This window comes from Natronorubrum bangense (assembly GCF_004799645.1).
GTDB lineage: Archaea > Halobacteriota > Halobacteria > Halobacteriales > Natrialbaceae > Natronorubrum > Natronorubrum bangense.
Genome location: NZ_CP031305.1, coordinates 2,390,805 through 2,408,547, shown reverse-complemented (window position 1 = coordinate 2,408,547; position 17,743 = coordinate 2,390,805). Strand labels below are relative to the sequence as shown.

Genomic DNA, 17,743 nt, shown 5'->3' with positions numbered 1-17,743 from the left:
AGAGGCCGTCTGAAAGCTGACGGTTCGCCGATGGATCGACCGTCCATCTACCACGGCGACTGCGATACGTTCGTTCGACGGTTCGAACGCCGTCTGCCGTGCCGACCGACCGGTCATCTCCGGCACGGATAGGTACGGTCTCACTCGTCGTCTGTTCTGGCCGACTCGATCCGTGCGAACTGCTCGTCGCCCAGTTCGAGGTCGACCGCGCCAACGTTCTCGGCGAGTTGGTCGGGCGTTCGCGCGCCGACGATCGGGACGCACGTAAACCGGTCCTGATCGATCAGCCATCGCAGGGAAACCTGTGCCGGCGTGGCCTCGAGTTCGTCGGCGACGTCCTCGACGGCCTTGAGGACGTCCCAGGCCTGCTCGGTCGCGTAGTACTCCTCGAACATGTCGTCGAGGCTGGCCCGCGAGCCGTCCGGCGCTTCGACCGCGCCGTCCTCAGTACGGTCGTACTTGCCCGTCAACAGGCCACCGCCAAGCGGCGAGTACGGACAGACCGCGAGCTCCTGATCCGCACAGACGTCGAGGTAGTCACCGACTGCGTCGTAGTGGGCGGCGTTGACCATCGGTTGGGTGACGTCGAACCGCTCGAGACCCTCGACATCGCTGGTCCACAGCGCCTTCGTCAGTTGCCAAGCGGCCATACTCGAGGCACCGAGATAGTGGACTTTCCCCTCGCGAACGAGTTCCGAAAGGACCGAGAGCGTCTCTTCGATCGGCGTCTCTTCGTCCCAACGGTGGATATAGTAGAGATCGAGGTAGTCGGTGCCGAGTCGCTCGAGGGTGCCCTCGATCTGGGCGCGGATGTGTTTCCGTCCGAGCCCGGAATCGTTCGGGCCGGGCTCGCCCCGACCGTCGAATGGGAAGTAGACCTTCGAGGCGATGACGAGGTCCTCACGGTGGTGGCCGCGGTCGGCGAGCCAGTCGCCGATCCACTGTTCGCTCGTGCCGTTTGGATCGCCGTAGACGTTTGCCGTGTCGATGAAGTTGATACCGTGGTCCCAGGCCGCATCGAGCAGTTCGTAGGCCTCCTCACGGTCGGTTTCGATGACACCGCTGGTCTCGCGGCCGAATCGCCAGGTGCCAAAACAGAGTTTCGAGACGGTTGTTCCCGTGTTGCCAAGCGTGGTGTACTCCATATGCGGGGTGTCGATTTGGAGGGTGAAAACGGACCGGAAAGCGGCGAGAAATAGCAGGTTCGGTCGGATTAGTTGTCTTCTTTGCCGACGCTGATGACCTGCAACAGCGAGTAGACCGGGACGCCGTCAAGCTCCTCGAGACCCTGTTTGTCCGCGAGCACGACACACGCAAGCGGCTCACCGCCCTCGGCACGAATTGCCTCGATGGTTTCACGCATCGTGGTGCCGCTGGTGATGGTGTCGTCGACGATGTAACACTCGCGGTCGCGGATACCCGCGAAGTTCCGGCTAAACGTGCCACCGAGCTCTTCGATGTCGCCTTCTTCCCACTGGTGTTTCGCGGGCGTGTAGGTCCCCAGATCGGTCTCGAGTGCGCGGGCAACGAGCGTCGCGATCGGGCCGCCAGCTTTCTCGATGCCGATCGTGAGATCGACGCCTTCGCCATGTTTGGCGAGCATGTCGGCCATCGCCTCCGCGATTGCGCCCATTCGCTTGCTATCTCGGCCGATCGCGGACCAGTCGACGTGGATGTCCTGTGGGCTGCTCCCGGGACTGGCCGCTCCCTCTCGGGCGGGCATATCTGTAGGCTCCGCCGTCGCGCCGCTGCGTTCGACGAGCCAGCTTGCCGTCTCCCGCGAGACGTTCAGTTCGTCCGCGATTTCACCTTTGGAGAGCCCGCGGGCTGCGAGCTCTGCTGCGCTCTCGATCAAGTCGTCAACGTTTTTCATATGGGCGTAAATTCGATCGCTGCTTTTATAGTCGTGTCGTCGTCGGCGAATCACTCGTCGGTCGTCACACTCGAATGTCTCGATCGATGGACCTACTCGGACGTCGAGACCCACCGCCAAATTCGCTCTCGGCCCGCTCACTCGAGTCCACTGGTTATAGTAGCCACTGACCGTCAGCGCGCACCCGATCGCACGGCGGCTGTGCGATCGGTGTGCAGACAGTTTCAGTTGTTACTCTATGCTGGCAGTTTTTCGGCAGTTTCTACGGGGCTGTAGATATATTCATTTGACATCTGGTTATATTATCAATGCGTTGGGCCAGTGGCGACTGAAACACCCTCGCAAGCACTGAAAACGATTATCCCCCTGCCCCTGCCTGTAGCTGACATGGAACGGTACGATCTCATCTACCAACTGTACGACGAGTACGAGACAGAGACGTTACAGGAGTACCAGGCGTTCGTCAACGTCTTTCCGGCGATCGACTCCCGTGTTGCACTGGAACACTGGCAGAGCGCGAACGAGGAACTCGAGGAGCGTAAAGACGAGATCCGCTCGTCGTTTGCCGCTGGCGAGACGTTCGCCGAGATCGCCTCGCGGGCCGACAGAGATCAGGCCTTTACGGCGCTGGATCTCGAGGCCAAGTACGGCCGCGCGGTGAACGTCCTCGTCTTGGACGTCGACGAGACGCTGCGGTCGGCCGGGGGAACCGACAACGAGATCCCACGCGACACGCTCCACGTGCTGACGGAGTTTCACGAAGCTGGCGTGCCGATCGTCATCTGTACGGGCCAGACCTTAGAGAACGTCAAAGGGTTCGCGATTCAGGGACTGGGCAGCGAGATCGTCCACTCGGGCGACCTCTCGATCGTTTACGAGGCCGGGACGGGCGTGTTCACGCCCGGCCACGGCGCACAGACGAAACAGTTGCTCTACGAGGAACTCGATGCGGAGATCAGAGACGTCTTCGACGACGTCCGCTCGCGGGTGCTTCCCGAAGCGCCCGAGGAACTTCGCCGTGGCTGTCACCTGCAGGGCAACGAGTTCAACGTCACGATGAAACCCAACTACGAGACCGGCTCGACGAAAGCCCGTGAGACCATCGACACCGCGCTGGTCTACCTGATCGATCTGCTCGCCGACGCTGTCGGAACCGCACTCGACGGGGCCGACGATACCGACGCCAACGGCGATGGCAACGGCAGCCGAGAGCTCAACGACGAGACGATCTGCGACTGGACACGTGCCTTCTACGCCGACCAGGACCCAGAGATCAGGGCCGTCCTCGAGGGCGAAGGCGCGTACCCCGATCTCGAGGTCAGCGAGGTTCCCGACCGCCTCACGGACGTCTTGAGCCGCATCGACGTCGCCTACTACGAGGCCGACGCGGCCGAGATCGGGAGCCTCGAGTTGAACAAGGTCGTCGGGGTTGAACGAGCGCTCGACGTCCTGGGTGTCGACGATCCGTTCTCGCTCGTGATGGGAGACTCCAAAAGCGACCTGCGCGTAATGGAGTGGGTCGACGAGAACGATGCGGGAATCTCAGCCGCGCCCGAACACGCCTCCCAAGACACCTTAGAGCACGTCCTCGAGACGGACGAACTCGTCTTCGATCGGGGAAAAAGCGTGGACATCCTCCGGACGGTGTACGCGCTGAACCGGCTGGCACGACTCGACTGAGACGATCGCTGGGCCCCCATCCGCGGTGGGCGTGGGCTACTGGAGGAGTGCCCGCGTCCGAACGGTTCCGGTCAGAACGAGCGTGCGGCCTTCGTCGCTGACTGAGTAATCACTCATCGTCCCCCATCGGTCGCCGATGTTTCGGTTCGAATCGACGTGATCGCGAAGCGCCTCGGGGTCTGCGTCTCCCTCGTGTTCATAGAGGAACACCTCGTGGAGGTCGCTCGTTTCGCCGTCGAACTCGTAGGCAGTCGCTGTTCCCGTGAGTCCAGTTTCCCAGTCGTCGAGGCTGTCTTCGATCCGTTCTTCGAGCTCGTCGCGTTGTGAGTCAGGGATGTCCTCGAGGTCCCCGTACTGTGCTTCGAGTCTCGAGTCGACAGTTCGAGGGTCGTGGATTTCTCCAGTGGCGAAATGGCCCGAATCGAACGCTGCCAACAGTGCATCGCCGTCGTCCGTCTCGGCCCAGGCCCCATCCGAACTCCATCGGGTATCGAGCGCAGCCTTGATGGCGGCAACCGGATCGAGATAGGTGTCGACATCGGCTTCGATAACGTGACTGTCGCCGACGGCAAACGCCAGGTTCCCGACTTCGTACAGCTCGAATCCCTCGTGTTCGCCCGCTTTGGAGAGGTCCTCGTCGTCCGAGCGCTGGTCGTCGACCCAGCGCTCGAGGGTTTCGTCGACAGTTTCGGGGTCAAACGATCCGGAAAGTGTTCCGATGTCGACCGAGGCGGTCTGCGTTTCCTCGATGGTCCGGCTATCGTGCCGTGTTTCGTACGAATGGGTGTATTCGTACTCCCACTCGACGTGCTGTGAGAGCTGCCAATCGAGGTCGGTTTCGGGAACGCCCACCTTCGACCGCAGCTCCGAGCCCTGCTCGAGTGGCCAGTAGACGATCAGTTCTTCTTCGTTGTCGAAGATTGCCTGTGGAACGACACTGCTGAACTCTCGGCCGGTCTGGTCGTACTCCTCGAGTGTGGCCTCTGCGTAGTTCTCGTTCAGTTCATCTTCCTGGAACAGTTGCGTAAACGAGAGGTCGACGAGCCACTCGTCGGCGGCCATCGCCGACGCGTCGTCGCCAACGACCGGAAGGCTGCTCGTACAGCCCGCAAGTCCCGCGGTGCCGACTGCGAGTGCCGTTGCGCTGCCGTTCCGGATGAAGTTCCGTCTTGAAATATTGTCAACCATCGGACCAGTCGAAACAGTACTGGAGAATGACATATTTGATTTCTTGTCGTTTCCGGCGCGGTTCACAACGCCGGCGGATAGCACAGCCGGCTCTCGAGTACCGCCTATCGAATCTCCGGGATCGAAGTCACTATTCACCCACCGAACGTATCGCCGCGTGTGACCGACTACGACGCCGTCGTCTACGATCTCGATGGGACGCTCGTCGACCTCGACGTCGACTGGGATGCCGTCGCCGAAGACGTTCGCGCAGTGTATGAGCGCGCAGATATCGACCTCCCGAGCACAGACCTATGGGACTTACTCGAGGCCGCAGCCGACGTTGGCGTGGCCGATGAGGTCGAGGCGACGATCGCCGCCCACGAACGCGATGGGGCCACGAGCGCGCCACGGCTGGCCCACGTCGACGAGTTGCTCGAGCGCTCGGTGCCGGTTGGCGTCTGTTCGCTCAACTGCGAGGCAGCCTGTCGAATCGCGCTCGAACAGCACGACCTCACCGACGCGGTCGACGTCGTCGTCGGCCGGGATACAGTTTCGACACAGAAGCCGCATCCGGAGCCGCTTCTCGAGGCGGTCCGGGAACTCGAGGTCGATCCAGCGACAGCGCTGTTCATCGGTGACTCTGCGCGGGACGAACTGACAGCAGAACGGGCAGGGATGGCGTTCGAATACGTCGGTGACGGGCCATCTGGCGTCTGAGTTTGGTCGAGTATCCGACGGTAGCAGATGCGAGTGGTTCGTTACGTCTGCTTGCGTTTTGCGTACGTGAAGACGACAAGGGCCGTGAGAAACCAGATTGGCGCGCCAACGCGGATCGCAAACTCGGCTCGAGCACCCCAGCTTGGCAGGTCAGCGTTCAGCGAGAGTATGGCGACGATCGGTGCGCCGACGAGAATCGTCACGACGAAGGTGACCTGCATCACCCAGCCGTAATCGACACCCTCGGGCGTAGTTGTTTCGACGGGTTCTGGCACGGCTGACAGTGACGCCCCAGCCCTCTTAACTACCGCGGATGCCGGTTTTGTTCCCGACGGTTCGCCACACTGGGGAGTCGTCTCGGCTCGCGAGACGGGATGAGAACGGTGGCGTTTAATCATCGGAGACGAAGGTGTGTGTATGCCTACCGTCCGGGATCTCAGAGAGCAAGCAGGTGACGAACCGATCACGATGTTGACGGCCTACGATGCGCCGACGGCAGCCATTGTCGACGATGCCGGCGTCGATATTATTCTCGTCGGCGATAGCGTTGGTAACGTCTCGCTTGGCCACGAAACAACGGTTCCCGTCACTGTCGACGGCATTGCCCACCACGTCGGCGCGGTCTCGCGAGCCACCGACGACGCACTCATCGTCGCCGATATGCCGTTTCTCTCGTTCGGTGTCGACGAGAAAGACAGCTTAGAGAACGCCGGCCGGATGCTCAAAGAGGAGGGTGCACAGGCAGTCAAACTCGAGAGCGGCCCTCACACTATCGAGCTCACCGAGAAGATGGCTCAGCTTGGCATTCCGGTGATGGCTCATCTGGGGCTGACGCCACAGCACGTCAACCAGTATGGCGGCTATCCGCGACAGGGGACTGATCAGGAAGCAGCCGAGCGAATCCTCGAGCTCGCACTCGCCCACGAGGAGGCGGGCGCGTTCTCACTGGTGTTAGAACACGTCCCATCGAATCTGGCGGCCGAGATCACGGCGGCGCTCGAGATTCCAACGATCGGGATCGGTGCCGGATCGGACTGCGACGGACAGGTGCTCGTGGTCAACGATGCCGTTGGCCTGAGCGAATGGTCTCCTTCGTTTTCCAAACAGTTCGGAAACGTCCGCGAGGAGATGAAGTCGGCGATCGACGACTACATTTCGGCCGTCGAATCCGAATCGTTCCCCGCGGCCGAACACAGCCACGAAGAGAGCGACTTAGACGAACTCTACTGATGATCTGGGCGATGGCAGCCGAAGCGTGCTGTACTCCGAACTCACCAGAAGACAACTGGAAACTGATTCAGACAGTGTCCAAGACACATAATAAGGACATATTATGACGAAATAGGTATTTTATATCTTTATCGGGGCAATTTATATGTCTTGATCGAGGATACAGAACTACCGACGCGGTGACAGAGACAATGTCCGAACAGCCAGACACCATGATCGAGCCAGCAACAGAAACAGACGGTGCCCACAGCGCCGACGCGGATCACTCGGCAGCGCTCCAGCACGTGACCGTCGAACACGACGACGAAATTGCCGTCTGTACGATGTTTCCACAACACGTCGCCGAAGATGAGGTCGCCGACCAGTGGATCACGGCGACGGGCGAATCGTTCGTCTCGCTCGAGGACGCCCGGTAGGTACTCAGTATTCGAAACGCGCAGTTCTGGTGGCATCCGGCCCGACCGTGCTGCTTCGCTTTTCTGGACGCTCCTGCGTTCGTCGCCCGGATGCGCGCAGCTACTCCCGTTCGAAGACGATATCCAGAAACTCACTGACAGCGGCGTTGAACGCCGTCGGCTGCTCGAGCATCGCGAGATGGGCCGCCCCCTCGAGTTCGGCGAGCCAGGCGTTGTCGATCTCGTCTGTGAGGAATTCGTGGTATCTCGGTGGAGTGAGCTTGTCGTGTTCACCGTAAGCAGCGAGGACGGGGCTGTCGATCTTCGAGAGATCGTTTCGAACGTCGAACTCGTGGCAGGTCAGGAAATCGCGGCGGGTGACGTCTTGGCCCGTCTCGTGAAGCTGTTGCATCGACTCCTCGCGCAGCTCCGGCACGGGGTCGTGAAAGAGTCGGTCCGGTCCATGCAGGAACTCGACGGCACGCTCGAAGTCGTTCTCGAGCCAGTCGAGCAGATCCTCGAGGACGCCGAGTCGTGCGCCGGTGCCGGTGAGAACCGCTGCGTCGGGCTCGAACTCGCGTTCGATCAGAATGTGCATGACGACAGCACCGCCAAGTGAGTTGCCGACCAGTACCTGACTGTCCGTCTCGTCGACGACGGCAAGCACGTCATCAGCGTACGCAGAAAGGCGTGTATAGCCAGGTCGAGCATCGACATCGTCGGAGTCGCCGTGGCCGCTCAAATCGAGCGTGACGACCGGGTTTTGATCAGCCAGACGGTGCTGTGCCCGCCAGATGTTGCGTGAGCCACCGCTTCCGTGGACGAAGCAGACCGGCGCACCATCCCCGCCGCGATCAGCAACCTCGTAGGCCGTGTCTCGGCCATGATGTGTCACAACCTCCATAACGTGTCGAACGAGCGGAACAGGCTTAAACTCTCGAGTTGTCGACGATCCGTCGAGTCGCGCTCTCAGAGCCACCCGATTTGGTGTGAACCGCGAACAGTGTTCTTTTGTCGAATGCAGAGCCGTCATCGCATCAACCAGCGAAAGAGATATATACTATGGGTGCTTACTTTGGGTTAGTCGAAACATGACTCTCGAACAATTCACTACAGAAGCAGGGCAGGTTGCCCGCCAGTATGAGTACGACGAGTGCTCGGTGCTGGCCGTTGACTTCGGGGTCGCCGAGACGGATGCCACCGTCGACCTTGTCGACGATACGGTTATCGTCGTCGTCGATCGCGCGGAACGACGTTCCGCTGACCGTTCAGGCGGCTCGTTCCCCGAAGACGGCCAATACGAGATTAATCTTCCCGATGGCGTGGATGACGCACACACGTTTATGAAAAACGGCGTCCTGACTGTCGAGATGGAGGGCGATCTATGAAACTTACCGTCAAACCACTGAAACAGAAGGACGCAGGGCGTGGACTGGCCGCGATCGACCGCGTCTCGATGCGCGAGCTCGACCTCGAGAACGGCGATTACATCGTCATCAAGGGGAAAGGTGACAACCAGTCGGTCGCCCGCGTCTGGCCCGGCTATCCCGAAGACGAAGGTCGCGGGATCGTCCGGATCGACGGCCGCCTCCGACAGGAGGCTGACGTCGGGATCGACGACCGTGTCGAGATCGAAGCTGCGGACGTCAACCCCGCGAAATCGGTCACGGTCGCGCTCCCACAGAATCTCCGCATTCGCGGCGACATCGGGCCGCTCGTGCGCGACAAACTCAGCGGGCAGGCCGTCACCGAAGGCCAGACGGTACCGTTCTCGCTCTCGTTCGGTCCGATGGCCAGCTCCGGCCAGTCGGTGCCACTGAAGATCGCGAACAGTTCGCCGTCGGGCACAGTCGTCATCACGGACTCGACGAACATCGAGATCTCCGAGACGCCGGCCGAACAGGTCAGCGCCGGCGCGGGTGCGTCCTCGGAAGGCGTCCCAGACGTCACCTACGAGGATATCGGTGGCTTAGACGACGAACTCGATCAGGTCCGCGAGATGATCGAGCTGCCGATGCGCCACCCCGAGCTGTTCCAACAGCTTGGTATCGAACCACCAAAGGGCGTCCTCCTGCACGGCCCACCGGGTACCGGGAAGACCCTCATGGCGAAAGCGGTCGCCAACGAGATCGACGCCCATTTCGAGACGATCTCCGGCCCGGAGATCATGTCGAAGTACTACGGCGAAAGCGAGGAGAAACTCCGCGAGGTGTTCGAGGAGGCCGAAGAGAACGCCCCCTCGATCGTCTTCATCGACGAACTCGACTCGATCGCCGCAAAGCGCGAAGAAGCCGGCGGTGACGTCGAACGCCGCGTCGTCGCCCAACTGCTCAGCCTGATGGACGGCCTCGAGGAACGGGGTCGTGTAACCGTCATCGCGGCGACCAACCGTGTCGACGACATCGACCCCGCGCTCCGGCGTGGTGGTCGCTTCGACCGCGAGATCGAAATCGGCGTGCCGGACAAGGAAGGCCGCAAGGAGATCCTGCAGGTCCACACCCGCGGGATGCCCCTGACGGACTCGGTTGATCTGGAACACTACGCGTCCAACACCCACGGCTTCGTCGGCGCAGACCTCGAGTCGCTCGCTCGAGAGAGCGCGATGAACGCCTTGCGTCGCATCCGCCCGGAACTCGACCTCGAGTCCGAGGAGATCGACGCCGACGTCCTCGACCGACTGCAGGTCAACAAGCAGGACTTCAAGGAAGCGCTCAAGGGCATCCAGCCCTCGGCGATGCGGGAAGTCTTCGTCGAAGTTCCCGACGTCACGTGGAACGACGTCGGCGGGCTCGGCGACACCAAAGAACGGCTGCGCGAGACCATCCAGTGGCCACTCGACTACCCCGAGGTGTTCGAGGCCATGGACATGAACGCCGCCAAAGGCGTCATGATGTACGGTCCACCGGGGACCGGAAAGACGCTGCTCGCCAAGGCCGTCGCCAACGAGGCCGAATCGAACTTCATCTCGATCAAAGGCCCCGAACTGCTGAATAAGTACGTCGGCGAGTCCGAAAAAGGCGTCCGTGAGATCTTCGAGAAGGCGCGGTCGAACGCACCGACCGTGATCTTCTTCGACGAGATCGACTCGATCGCCGGCGAACGTGGCCAGCGACAGGGCGACTCCGGCGTCGGCGAACGCGTCGTCTCCCAGCTGCTGACCGAACTCGACGGCCTCGAGGAACTCGAGGATGTCGTCGTCATCGCCACCACGAACCGACCGGATCTGATCGACTCGGCCCTGCTGCGTCCCGGCCGACTGGATCGCCACGTCCACGTCCCCGTCCCCGATGAGGACGGCCGCAAGAAGATCTTCGAGGTCCACACCCGAAACAAACCGCTGGCCGATACGGTCGACCTCGAGTGGCTCGCAGGCAAGACGGAGGGCTACGTCGGTGCCGACATCGAAGCCGTCACCCGCGAGGCCTCGATGGCTGCCAGCCGCGAGTTCATCAACTCGGTCGAGCGCGAAGATATCGGTGACTCCGTCGGCAACGTCCGCATCAGCACGGACCACTTCGAACACGCACTCGAGGAAGTCGGACCGAGCGTGACCCCCGAGACGCGCGAGCAGTACGAGGAGCTCGAAGAGCAGTTCCAGCAGGCAGAACCGACCACGGAAAAAGACCAGCTCGGTCGCACCTTCCAGTAAGCAGCCACGTTGCTGACCCAACGCGGTGCCAGCGGCAGTGGCGGGTGTTTTTTCACGGATTCGATGCAGCCAGCGGCTGCGCTAGTGAGTACGTTCGTCGTGCCACGCTGACTCAGCAGGCCGCGTCCTCGACTGAAACGGTCACTGTGACGGTCACGTCGCTCCCAGCGGGATGGGGGCCAGCGCACTCGAGGGCCGTGTCGTTGCCCTCGTTAGTTGGCGATGCTCATGTCGTATCGATCCCGGTTTCGTAGGTGGCCTCGTTATCGACGACCGCGAGGTATGCAGCCTCGCCAGCCTCGTTGCGGTCGACGATCGCGCCGTCGGTAATGAACGACTCACCGCCGTCGATCCGTGCCAGCACGACGGTTCGGTCGGCATCGGCGTCGACTGAAACGACTTCCCCCGGCGCCTCCTCGCGATTGAACGACGACCAGCTAAGACGCTGGCTGATGTCGTCGGTCGTGACCAACAGTGCGGGGTCGCAGCCGCGGTACTCCCCGACCGGCTCGCCGTTGACTGACTGGGCGTCGCGGGCGGCCATCGACGCGCAGGTCGACCCAGCAACAAAGACGCGTCCGTCGGCCGCCGAGACATCGCTGACACTGAAGGTGTTCGATTCGCCGTCGTCCTGTCTGGCCATCGTCAGCTGGGCCGACTCGACGTCGCCGCTTTCGGCGTCGAGGCGCGCGTGATACGCGATGTGTGCCGAAGCGGTGTCCCAGAGGTTGTTGTAGTGATCGACTCGTTCGACGATTTCGTCGCCCGCATAGCGCTCGCCGTCGTACCGGAAGATCGTCTTCGAACCGGCCGACTCACCGAGGACGAACAGCTCGCCGTCGACGTACTCGATCCCGTAGAGACGCGTGTCGGCGATGTTGTCCTCGAGGTTTCCCCCGTCGAAGCCAAAGCGCTGCCACCGAAACTCGCCGTCGAACGAGTAAGCAGTAGCGTAGGCAACCTGAACCGGGTTGCCGCCCGGCAGCGACTTGTTATCAAAACCGACCTGATAGATCGTGTCATCGTCGTCGTCGAGTTCGATGTCGGTGAGATAACTCCGTTCGACAGACTCGGTCGTGAGCGTCTCACCGTCCCGGTCGTACACCGTGTAGGTGTTGTTCTCAGCGACAGCGTAGCGCCCTCGTGCATCGACCGAAACGGCATCAGCAGCTCCGTCGATGGGGTCTCGGTGCGCGATCGTTTCTGGGTCGTCGAGATCGACGACGAAGACGTGCTCGTCTCCTCCGACGACTGCCCGATTTGCGGTCCGGTCGTAATCGACCGCATGAACCGGCTCGTCGAACTCGTGCGTTCCTTCTATCGCGGTGGCGTCAGCGGACACGTACATCAACGAGCCGACCGTTTCGTCCTCGTCGTTCGTTGCGACGAGTATTCGCCCGTCCGCCCCGAGGTGGACGGATTGCGGATCGATCGCCTCGTCGTCGAGGTACGTCCCGGCCTCGAGTTCGATGTTCGTCGTGTAGAACGGGCGATCGTCGAGGTTCAGTTCGTAGCGGAGAATTCGCTGGTCGATGTCCGTGTCCGTGTGATAGTCGTCGAAGTCCTGGACGGCGTAGACCGTCCCATCGACTACGACAGTCTCCCGGATTCGCAGCGCGGTGTTTTCGACGTCAATATCGGCGTCCAACGGCGGGAGGGTCCAGAGCCGGTGGTTCTCGATGGCGAGCGCTCCGAAGCGACCGCTAATACAGATCGCGCGGGCGCCACTATCGCCGGGGACGCACGATGGACCGTAGCCGGAACTCTCGTGGCGAAGCGACCACTCGCCGTCACCCTGGTACTCGTAGAACTGGGCGATCTGGGTCGTCGGAGCGCGTTCTTTGGCCAGGTACACCGTTCCATCCGCGCCGAGTCCCAGGGCACCGCTGTCCTCGTGTGCTGTCGACCAGAAGCCCCCCTCGTAAACGAAGATACCACTGTAGTTCGATTGATACCAGATTCGGCCATCGTCGTCGACCAGCAGGGAGACGTGCGGTTTGCCGTCGAGATCGTCGAATGGGAACTCGAGGTTTTCCCACTCCCCGTCAGAGACGTCAAAGCGGTAGAACTCGGGATCCGTGTCATCGCCGCCGCGTGCGATGAGTTGTCCGTCGCCGTACGCGATTCCCTTAACCCACTCATCGTCCTCACGGCGACAGCTGAGACACTCCCACTCGCCGTCGACGAGTTCGAACAGGTGCCAGTGTGAGACAACGAACACTCGGCCGTCGGCGACTACGACGTCGTCGATTCCGTAAGCGACCGGCCGGTCAGCGATGTGGACCCAGTTGTCGCCGTCCAGTTTGAACAGCCCGTCTGTTCCCGACCCACGAACCGTCAGATAGAGTGTCCCGTCGTGTGCGTCCATCCCGTGGACGTCGTAGGCATCGGGCAACCCGTCGTCGACGATCTCCCACTCGAAGTCGTCCGAGACGCCAGTCGTCGTCTCTCCGTTTCGTGCCAACACGTACACGCTGCCGAGGAGTCCCGCGGTCGCCGCCACACCCAGTGCCTGTAGTGCGGATCGGCGCCCGACTGTCGGCTGAGCGTTGGCCCGGTTTTCCTTCGACGGCGAATCCGGACCCTCGGGTGGTGATTGCCCGCCCATGTATTATCTCCGTAGCAGAGTGTCGTTCTTCCAGGACTGTAGGCACCTCGGTTACGCTCGAGCGACCGGTTTACCGTCCAAACAAAAAACGAAGGTCACTGCGATCGAACCGATTACGCGGTAACTGCTGGGAGGTCTTCGAGCACCGCTTCGGCGTGTCCCTCCGGCGTGACATCCTCGTAGACGGCCTCGATCAGGCCATCGGGGCCGACGACGTACGTGTTGCGGAAGACGCCGTCGAAGGTGTTCCCGAACAGCTGCTTCTCGCCGTAGGACTCATACAGCGTCGCGACCTCGCCGAGTTCGTCGGAAAGTAGATCGAACTCGAGGTCGTACTCGGCGGCGAAGGGCTCGAGATCCTCGACGGGATCGTCGCTGATCCCGACAATGTGAGTGTCACGGTCGGCGAACTGCGAGAGTGCGTCGTTGAACGCACAGGCTTCGGTGGTACAGCCGTCCGTGTTCGCACGTGGATAGAAGTACAGAACGAGCCGCTGTCCCTCGAACGCAGACCGGCGGACAGCCTCGCCGTGTTGGTTTAGCAGTTCGAACTCGGGCGCCTTGTCGCCTACATCGAGCATGGCCGTGTGTTAGCGACTGCTATTGTATGTATTGTGATTCCGGCCGATCGAATCAGCAACTGGCTACTCGAGCGGTTCGGCTGCCTCTCGTTCGACAAGTGGGGTGGCGTTTTGGGCGGGCAGGGTGACGACGTCGTCGGTCGAGAGGGTGTACTCGCGGTCGTCGACGCCGAGGATCGAGCCGATATCCTGCGTGATTCTGACAGTGACGCGATCGACGTCGTCACCGCCGTTCGTCTCATCAGTCGAACCAGCATCAGCGACAGCCTCGTCTGGTGGCGTCGAAGGCGGTTCGGCGGGCGCGTCGTCGATCGACGGCCCATCGCCGCCCATGACATCGGCAGGCGTGACACCACTCGAGCCACCCGACTCGAGACCTGCCTCGACGTCCAAACTGTCGGATTCGTCGGCAGGGATGTCACCCTGTGGGGGTTCCTGTGGTGGGGCCGGCGGTGTGTCGGCGGGCTCGCTGTCGGCCGATGGCGCCGTCTCGTCACCAATGTCGGGTGCGTCGGGTTCGACGTGTGTCCCAGTGTCGACACCCTCGAGGACGTCGAGCACGCGGGATTTGTTCGAGCCGATACGGTCGACGAGGTCGTCGAAAAGGTCGGCCTCTTCGGCGGTCAGTCCCTCGTCGTTTGCGGCCATCCCGGCCGCGGCGAGGCTGGCCTGTTTGACGAGTTTCCCCATTCGGCGCTCGTAAATCGCCTCGACGACGTCTTTGGCGGTCTCGATCTCGTCAGTGAGACGACCGATCTCGGGTGAAGAAAACGGGTCATCGACCTGGTCGGCGACGCGCTCACGTTCGTCCTCTAACTCGGCGATGTACTCGCCGACCTCCTGGTAGAACGAGGGGCGAAGATTCTGGAGACTGTCTTTCTTTCGCTCCTTGCTCTGGACCGACCGCAACTCGTCTAGGTTCATTCTTTCTCCTTTTCAGCCCTGCCGCGTGCCATCAGGAACACGGCAACGTACTCTGGTAATGACTGGTCTCCCTCCGAGACCGTAAAGCTATCCCCACCGAGTTCGACCTCGCCGCCGTCGGTGACGTCGACCGTAATCTCGTGGCCACGGAACGTCTCCGGCACGGCGTCATCGAGTGGATCGAAGTCGGCGATCTCGTCGCGCTCGAGGCGCACCGTTTTGAGACCACTCCCGCCGTGAAGACTGCCCGGTAGCCGGATAAGCCGATTCGTGTCGGTGGTAACGGGTTCGTCGATCGGCGCGTTGTCTTGCTCGACCGCCCGCATCGCGAACCGTTCTGCCAACTGGGCGATCGCTGTATGGACGGTGACGTTGCCCGCCTCGAGTTGCTCGCGGTTGTTCCGAGCGGCGTTGAGTGTCGCCGTCGCCTTCCCCTCGCCGATGCCGTCGAACTCCTGTAGGCGCTCGAGCGCGTCCTCGTCGTCGAGTGCGAGGAGTTCGTCGAGAAACGCCATCAGGTGGGCGTGCGTGCGTGCACCCCAGCCACCTTCCGTTCTGAGCGTTCGGCGCTCGGTCGGCGTCTTCCGGCCCAGACCGGCGACGGTCTCGGTCTCGATCAACGATTCGAACTCGAGTCCGATGCCGCGGACGTAGTCGACGATCTCTCGGCGGTGTTCTCGTTCGAGATGCAAGACGTTCTCGTCGCGGACGTGGACGTGATACCCCCGGCCACCCGAGAAGACGATCTCGAGGTCCTCGAAGCCGAAATCCTCCTCGAGGAACTCGAGGAGTCGGCAGAGCGCGTCTTTACACTTGGCGAGCATCTCGCCGTAGGAGTCCTCGCCGAGGGTGACACTCGGCAGATGGTCGGCGTCGAGATCGAAGACGAGATCAGCGGACTGCCAGTCTTTTTCATGCATCGAACTCGCGCCGGGATCGCGAAACCGTCCCGCCGAGAAGTAGATGTGTTGTGGCCGTTTCCGGACGAGAAACTCCGAAAGATCGCCTAACTCGAGCAGCGAACGGTGTCGGACCATCGTCGTCTCCGGACCTTCTGTCCAGGGAATAAATCCCCACTCGCGTTCGTTGGCCGCCGGAGGCGGAGTGATCTCTGTCCGCCGGTAATGATCACGAAATCGTCCCCGAAGATAGGCCCTCGTTCGCTCCTCCATGCACCTCGATTTCTCGTCGGCACGGCATTATAGGTGTGCCGAACTGCGGCGGCCAGACGTCGCTCGTCTGTGGGGAAATAACAAGCGTCAGCGGCGGGGCCTATCGGCGCATCAAGTCCGAAATTTTGTCGGCGATCCCGACGTCGGAGCCGAGTTTCAGATAGTAGGCGTCGCCGTTGTCTTCGTAGTAGTCGTCGATACGTCGTTTGATCTCGAAGCCGAGATGCTCGTAAAACTGGAGGGCGTTTTCGTTGGTCGTCCGAGCGTGGCACGTGATCGTGTCGTGGTCTTCGGCAACGCGGGCGACGAGTCGTTTGCCGATTCCTTCTCCCCGAAGATCGGGCGACACAGCCAGAAAGAGTATATAACCATCACGACGGACCGCAGCGAACCCTACCAGTTCACCCGCTCGAATATAACAGTGGACCTTGGATCGACGATACGCGTCAGTAAAAAAGTCGCGTCGCTGTTTGAGCACGCCTTCCCGACGATTGATCTCCTCTTTGAGGTGCCAGGCTTCTTCGACGAGGTCGTCGCTCCCCGGCGCGACGACCCGACTGTCGATGTTGACGCTCACTAGTACTGCGTAGTATCGTAGCCAATATAATTCCACCGGCAGCCGTCGATCCGGCCTGTCAAACGGAGCAAAAACCGACGAACATAGGATGCTCACAGTCGAACGGACACCCAGTACTTGTTATGACACGCAAACGAGGCCAGCGGTTCGAACTCCGCGAACACACGGCCGATATCGCCGTCGAAGCAGCCGGCGACTCACTCGAGGGCGTCTTCGCTGCAGTCGCCGACGGGCTTGGAGCCGCCTCGTGTGATGAGATTCCCGACGAGACCGGCGACCGGTTTTCGCTGTCGGTGACCGCGGAGAATCGTGAGGCGCTGCTGTTTGATTATCTGGACGAACTGATCTATCTGCGAGATGTTCGTGTCGAGCTCCCGGTCGACCACCGTGTCGAGGCGATCACCCACAGCGACGACGCCGACGACGCAGAGAGCTGGACGCTCGAGGCCAGCGCCCGCGGCGTCCCACTTGCCGACATCGACGCCCGTGAAGTGAAAGCCGTCACCTACTCCGAGATGCGACTCGAGCGAGTCGACGACGGCTGGGAGGCGTACGTCGTCTTCGACGTCTAGTCGGGAGCGGACCACCGTCGCACGTTAGTCGTCGAGGCCATCGACGGTCGTCGAGTACGCGTCGCCGAAGACGTGGTGTTCGGTCACCGTCACCCGCCGGAGAAGCCCCTCGACGGAGGCCTCGAGACGGTAACCGCCGTAGACGAGGTCATCCGAACAGCCGCCGACGCCACTGGAGTCGTCCGCAGCGACGACGAGCAGATCCAGCCGCTCTTGTGACCCCTCGTAGGCGGCGTGTGCCAACTCGACTGTCCCACATTCGCTCGAGCCGTACTCGATCGTCCCGCGAGCGACGACAGTGCCGTCTTCGACGGTCACATCCGGGTCGTCGCTCGGATCGAGGTCCGCGTCGACGAGTTCGAACTCCGTGCTGACGCTCGAGCCGACGGCGGGGAGCCGTCCGAGACAGCCGGCCGTCGCACTCGCGGCCGTGCCTGCTGTCACCGACAGCAACGCTCGTCTGTTCACCTTTCGACCGACGGTAACCCGCCGTAAATCACTACCGTACAGTGAAACCGGCGTTTCACCGGCAGTCGGCCGGATCCGAACCCGCGTGCTGGACCACCTGTCGGTGTCACATCAGGCAAACAGAGAG

At 61.7% G+C, this 17,743-nt stretch carries 18 protein-coding genes; 7 read left to right on the top strand and 11 right to left on the bottom strand.

The window, feature by feature from the left end:
- Positions 1-140 precede the first annotated feature (140 nt).
- Both DV706_RS12045 and gfcR read right to left on the bottom strand, forming a co-directional pair.
- Positions 141-1,145, bottom strand: coding sequence for an aldo/keto reductase (locus tag DV706_RS12045; RefSeq protein WP_006064350.1), 1,005 nt, complete (start codon positions 1,143-1,145; stop codon positions 141-143).
- 68 nt (positions 1,146-1,213) lie between these two features.
- Positions 1,214-1,873 carry a transcriptional regulator GfcR gene (gene gfcR / locus DV706_RS12040; protein WP_006064349.1) on the bottom strand — a complete coding sequence of 220 codons (660 nt, stop codon included), beginning with the start codon at positions 1,871-1,873 and terminating at the stop codon, positions 1,214-1,216.
- Between the two features lie 387 nt (positions 1,874-2,260).
- Here gfcR and DV706_RS12035 point away from each other — a divergent pair, with 387 nt between their 5' ends.
- Positions 2,261-3,553 carry an HAD family hydrolase gene (locus DV706_RS12035; protein WP_006064348.1) on the top strand — a complete coding sequence of 431 codons (1,293 nt, stop codon included), beginning with the start codon at positions 2,261-2,263 and terminating at the stop codon, positions 3,551-3,553.
- A 36-nt stretch (positions 3,554-3,589) separates the two neighbouring features.
- On the opposite strand, the gene DV706_RS12030 is transcribed toward DV706_RS12035, so the two are convergent.
- Complete coding sequence (locus DV706_RS12030; protein WP_006064347.1) at positions 3,590-4,741, bottom strand: twin-arginine translocation signal domain-containing protein; 1,152 nt, start codon at positions 4,739-4,741, stop codon at positions 3,590-3,592.
- A 159-nt stretch (positions 4,742-4,900) separates the two neighbouring features.
- On the opposite strand from DV706_RS12030, the gene DV706_RS12025 reads away from it, so the two are divergent.
- A complete protein-coding gene (locus DV706_RS12025) occupies positions 4,901-5,440 on the top strand; it encodes an HAD family hydrolase (RefSeq protein WP_006064346.1) in 540 nt (179 codons plus the stop codon).
- Between the two features lie 41 nt (positions 5,441-5,481).
- On the opposite strand, the gene DV706_RS12020 is transcribed toward DV706_RS12025, so the two are convergent.
- Complete coding sequence (locus DV706_RS12020; RefSeq protein ID WP_006064345.1) at positions 5,482-5,715, bottom strand: DUF5822 domain-containing protein; 234 nt, start codon at positions 5,713-5,715, stop codon at positions 5,482-5,484.
- A 142-nt stretch (positions 5,716-5,857) separates the two neighbouring features.
- Between DV706_RS12020 and panB the strand changes: the two genes are divergently transcribed.
- Both panB and DV706_RS12010 read left to right on the top strand, forming a co-directional pair.
- The gene (panB, locus tag DV706_RS12015; protein WP_006064344.1) at positions 5,858-6,670 is read left to right on the top strand and encodes a 3-methyl-2-oxobutanoate hydroxymethyltransferase; all 813 of its coding nucleotides are present in this window, start codon (positions 5,858-5,860) and stop codon (positions 6,668-6,670) included.
- Between the two features lie 191 nt (positions 6,671-6,861).
- Positions 6,862-7,086: a DUF7511 domain-containing protein gene (locus tag DV706_RS12010; protein ID WP_006064343.1), complete on the top strand. Its 225-nt coding sequence runs from the start codon at positions 6,862-6,864 to the stop codon at positions 7,084-7,086.
- 100 nt (positions 7,087-7,186) lie between these two features.
- Here the strand turns inward: DV706_RS12010 and DV706_RS12005 are convergent, their stop codons facing one another.
- Positions 7,187-7,969: an alpha/beta fold hydrolase gene (locus tag DV706_RS12005; RefSeq protein WP_006064342.1), complete on the bottom strand. Its 783-nt coding sequence runs from the start codon at positions 7,967-7,969 to the stop codon at positions 7,187-7,189.
- 187 nt (positions 7,970-8,156) lie between these two features.
- Here DV706_RS12005 and DV706_RS12000 point away from each other — a divergent pair, with 187 nt between their 5' ends.
- Together DV706_RS12000 and DV706_RS11995 are read left to right on the top strand one after the other, a co-directional pair.
- On the top strand, positions 8,157-8,453 hold the full coding sequence (locus DV706_RS12000) for an Hsp20/alpha crystallin family protein (RefSeq protein WP_006064341.1): 297 nt from the start codon (positions 8,157-8,159) through the stop codon (positions 8,451-8,453).
- Positions 8,450-10,714 carry a CDC48 family AAA ATPase gene (locus tag DV706_RS11995; protein ID WP_006064340.1) on the top strand — a complete coding sequence of 755 codons (2,265 nt, stop codon included), beginning with the start codon at positions 8,450-8,452 and terminating at the stop codon, positions 10,712-10,714. Before DV706_RS12000 ends, DV706_RS11995 begins: the two co-directional genes overlap by 4 nt.
- 226 nt (positions 10,715-10,940) lie before the next feature.
- On the opposite strand, the gene DV706_RS11990 is transcribed toward DV706_RS11995, so the two are convergent.
- The 5 genes from DV706_RS11990 to DV706_RS11970 all read right to left on the bottom strand — a co-directional run bounded on the left by DV706_RS11990 (position 10,941) and on the right by DV706_RS11970 (position 16,576).
- On the bottom strand, positions 10,941-13,322 hold the full coding sequence (locus tag DV706_RS11990) for a hypothetical protein (protein WP_049889588.1): 2,382 nt from the start codon (positions 13,320-13,322) through the stop codon (positions 10,941-10,943).
- A gap of 113 nt (positions 13,323-13,435) precedes the next feature.
- Positions 13,436-13,903, bottom strand: a complete 468-nt coding sequence (locus DV706_RS11985; RefSeq protein ID WP_006064338.1) for a peroxiredoxin — start codon at positions 13,901-13,903, stop codon at positions 13,436-13,438.
- Between the two features lie 63 nt (positions 13,904-13,966).
- A complete protein-coding gene (locus DV706_RS11980) occupies positions 13,967-14,827 on the bottom strand; it encodes a DNA replication complex subunit Gins51 (protein ID WP_006064337.1) in 861 nt (286 codons plus the stop codon).
- The gene (priS, locus tag DV706_RS11975; protein WP_006064336.1) at positions 14,824-15,999 is read right to left on the bottom strand and encodes a DNA primase small subunit PriS; all 1,176 of its coding nucleotides are present in this window, start codon (positions 15,997-15,999) and stop codon (positions 14,824-14,826) included. The genes DV706_RS11980 and priS overlap by 4 nt, the downstream gene beginning before the upstream one ends.
- A gap of 100 nt (positions 16,000-16,099) precedes the next feature.
- Positions 16,100-16,576: a GNAT family N-acetyltransferase gene (locus DV706_RS11970; protein ID WP_006064335.1), complete on the bottom strand. Its 477-nt coding sequence runs from the start codon at positions 16,574-16,576 to the stop codon at positions 16,100-16,102.
- Positions 16,577-16,698: 122 nt separating this feature from the next.
- Between DV706_RS11970 and DV706_RS11965 the strand changes: the two genes are divergently transcribed.
- A complete protein-coding gene (locus DV706_RS11965) occupies positions 16,699-17,148 on the top strand; it encodes an archease (RefSeq protein ID WP_006064334.1) in 450 nt (149 codons plus the stop codon).
- Positions 17,149-17,172: 24 nt separating this feature from the next.
- Here the strand turns inward: DV706_RS11965 and DV706_RS11960 are convergent, their stop codons facing one another.
- Positions 17,173-17,616 (bottom strand): hypothetical protein, encoded by a 444-nt coding sequence (locus tag DV706_RS11960; protein ID WP_049889587.1) that lies wholly within the window; start codon positions 17,614-17,616, stop codon positions 17,173-17,175.
- Between the last annotated feature and the right edge of the window lie 127 nt (positions 17,617-17,743).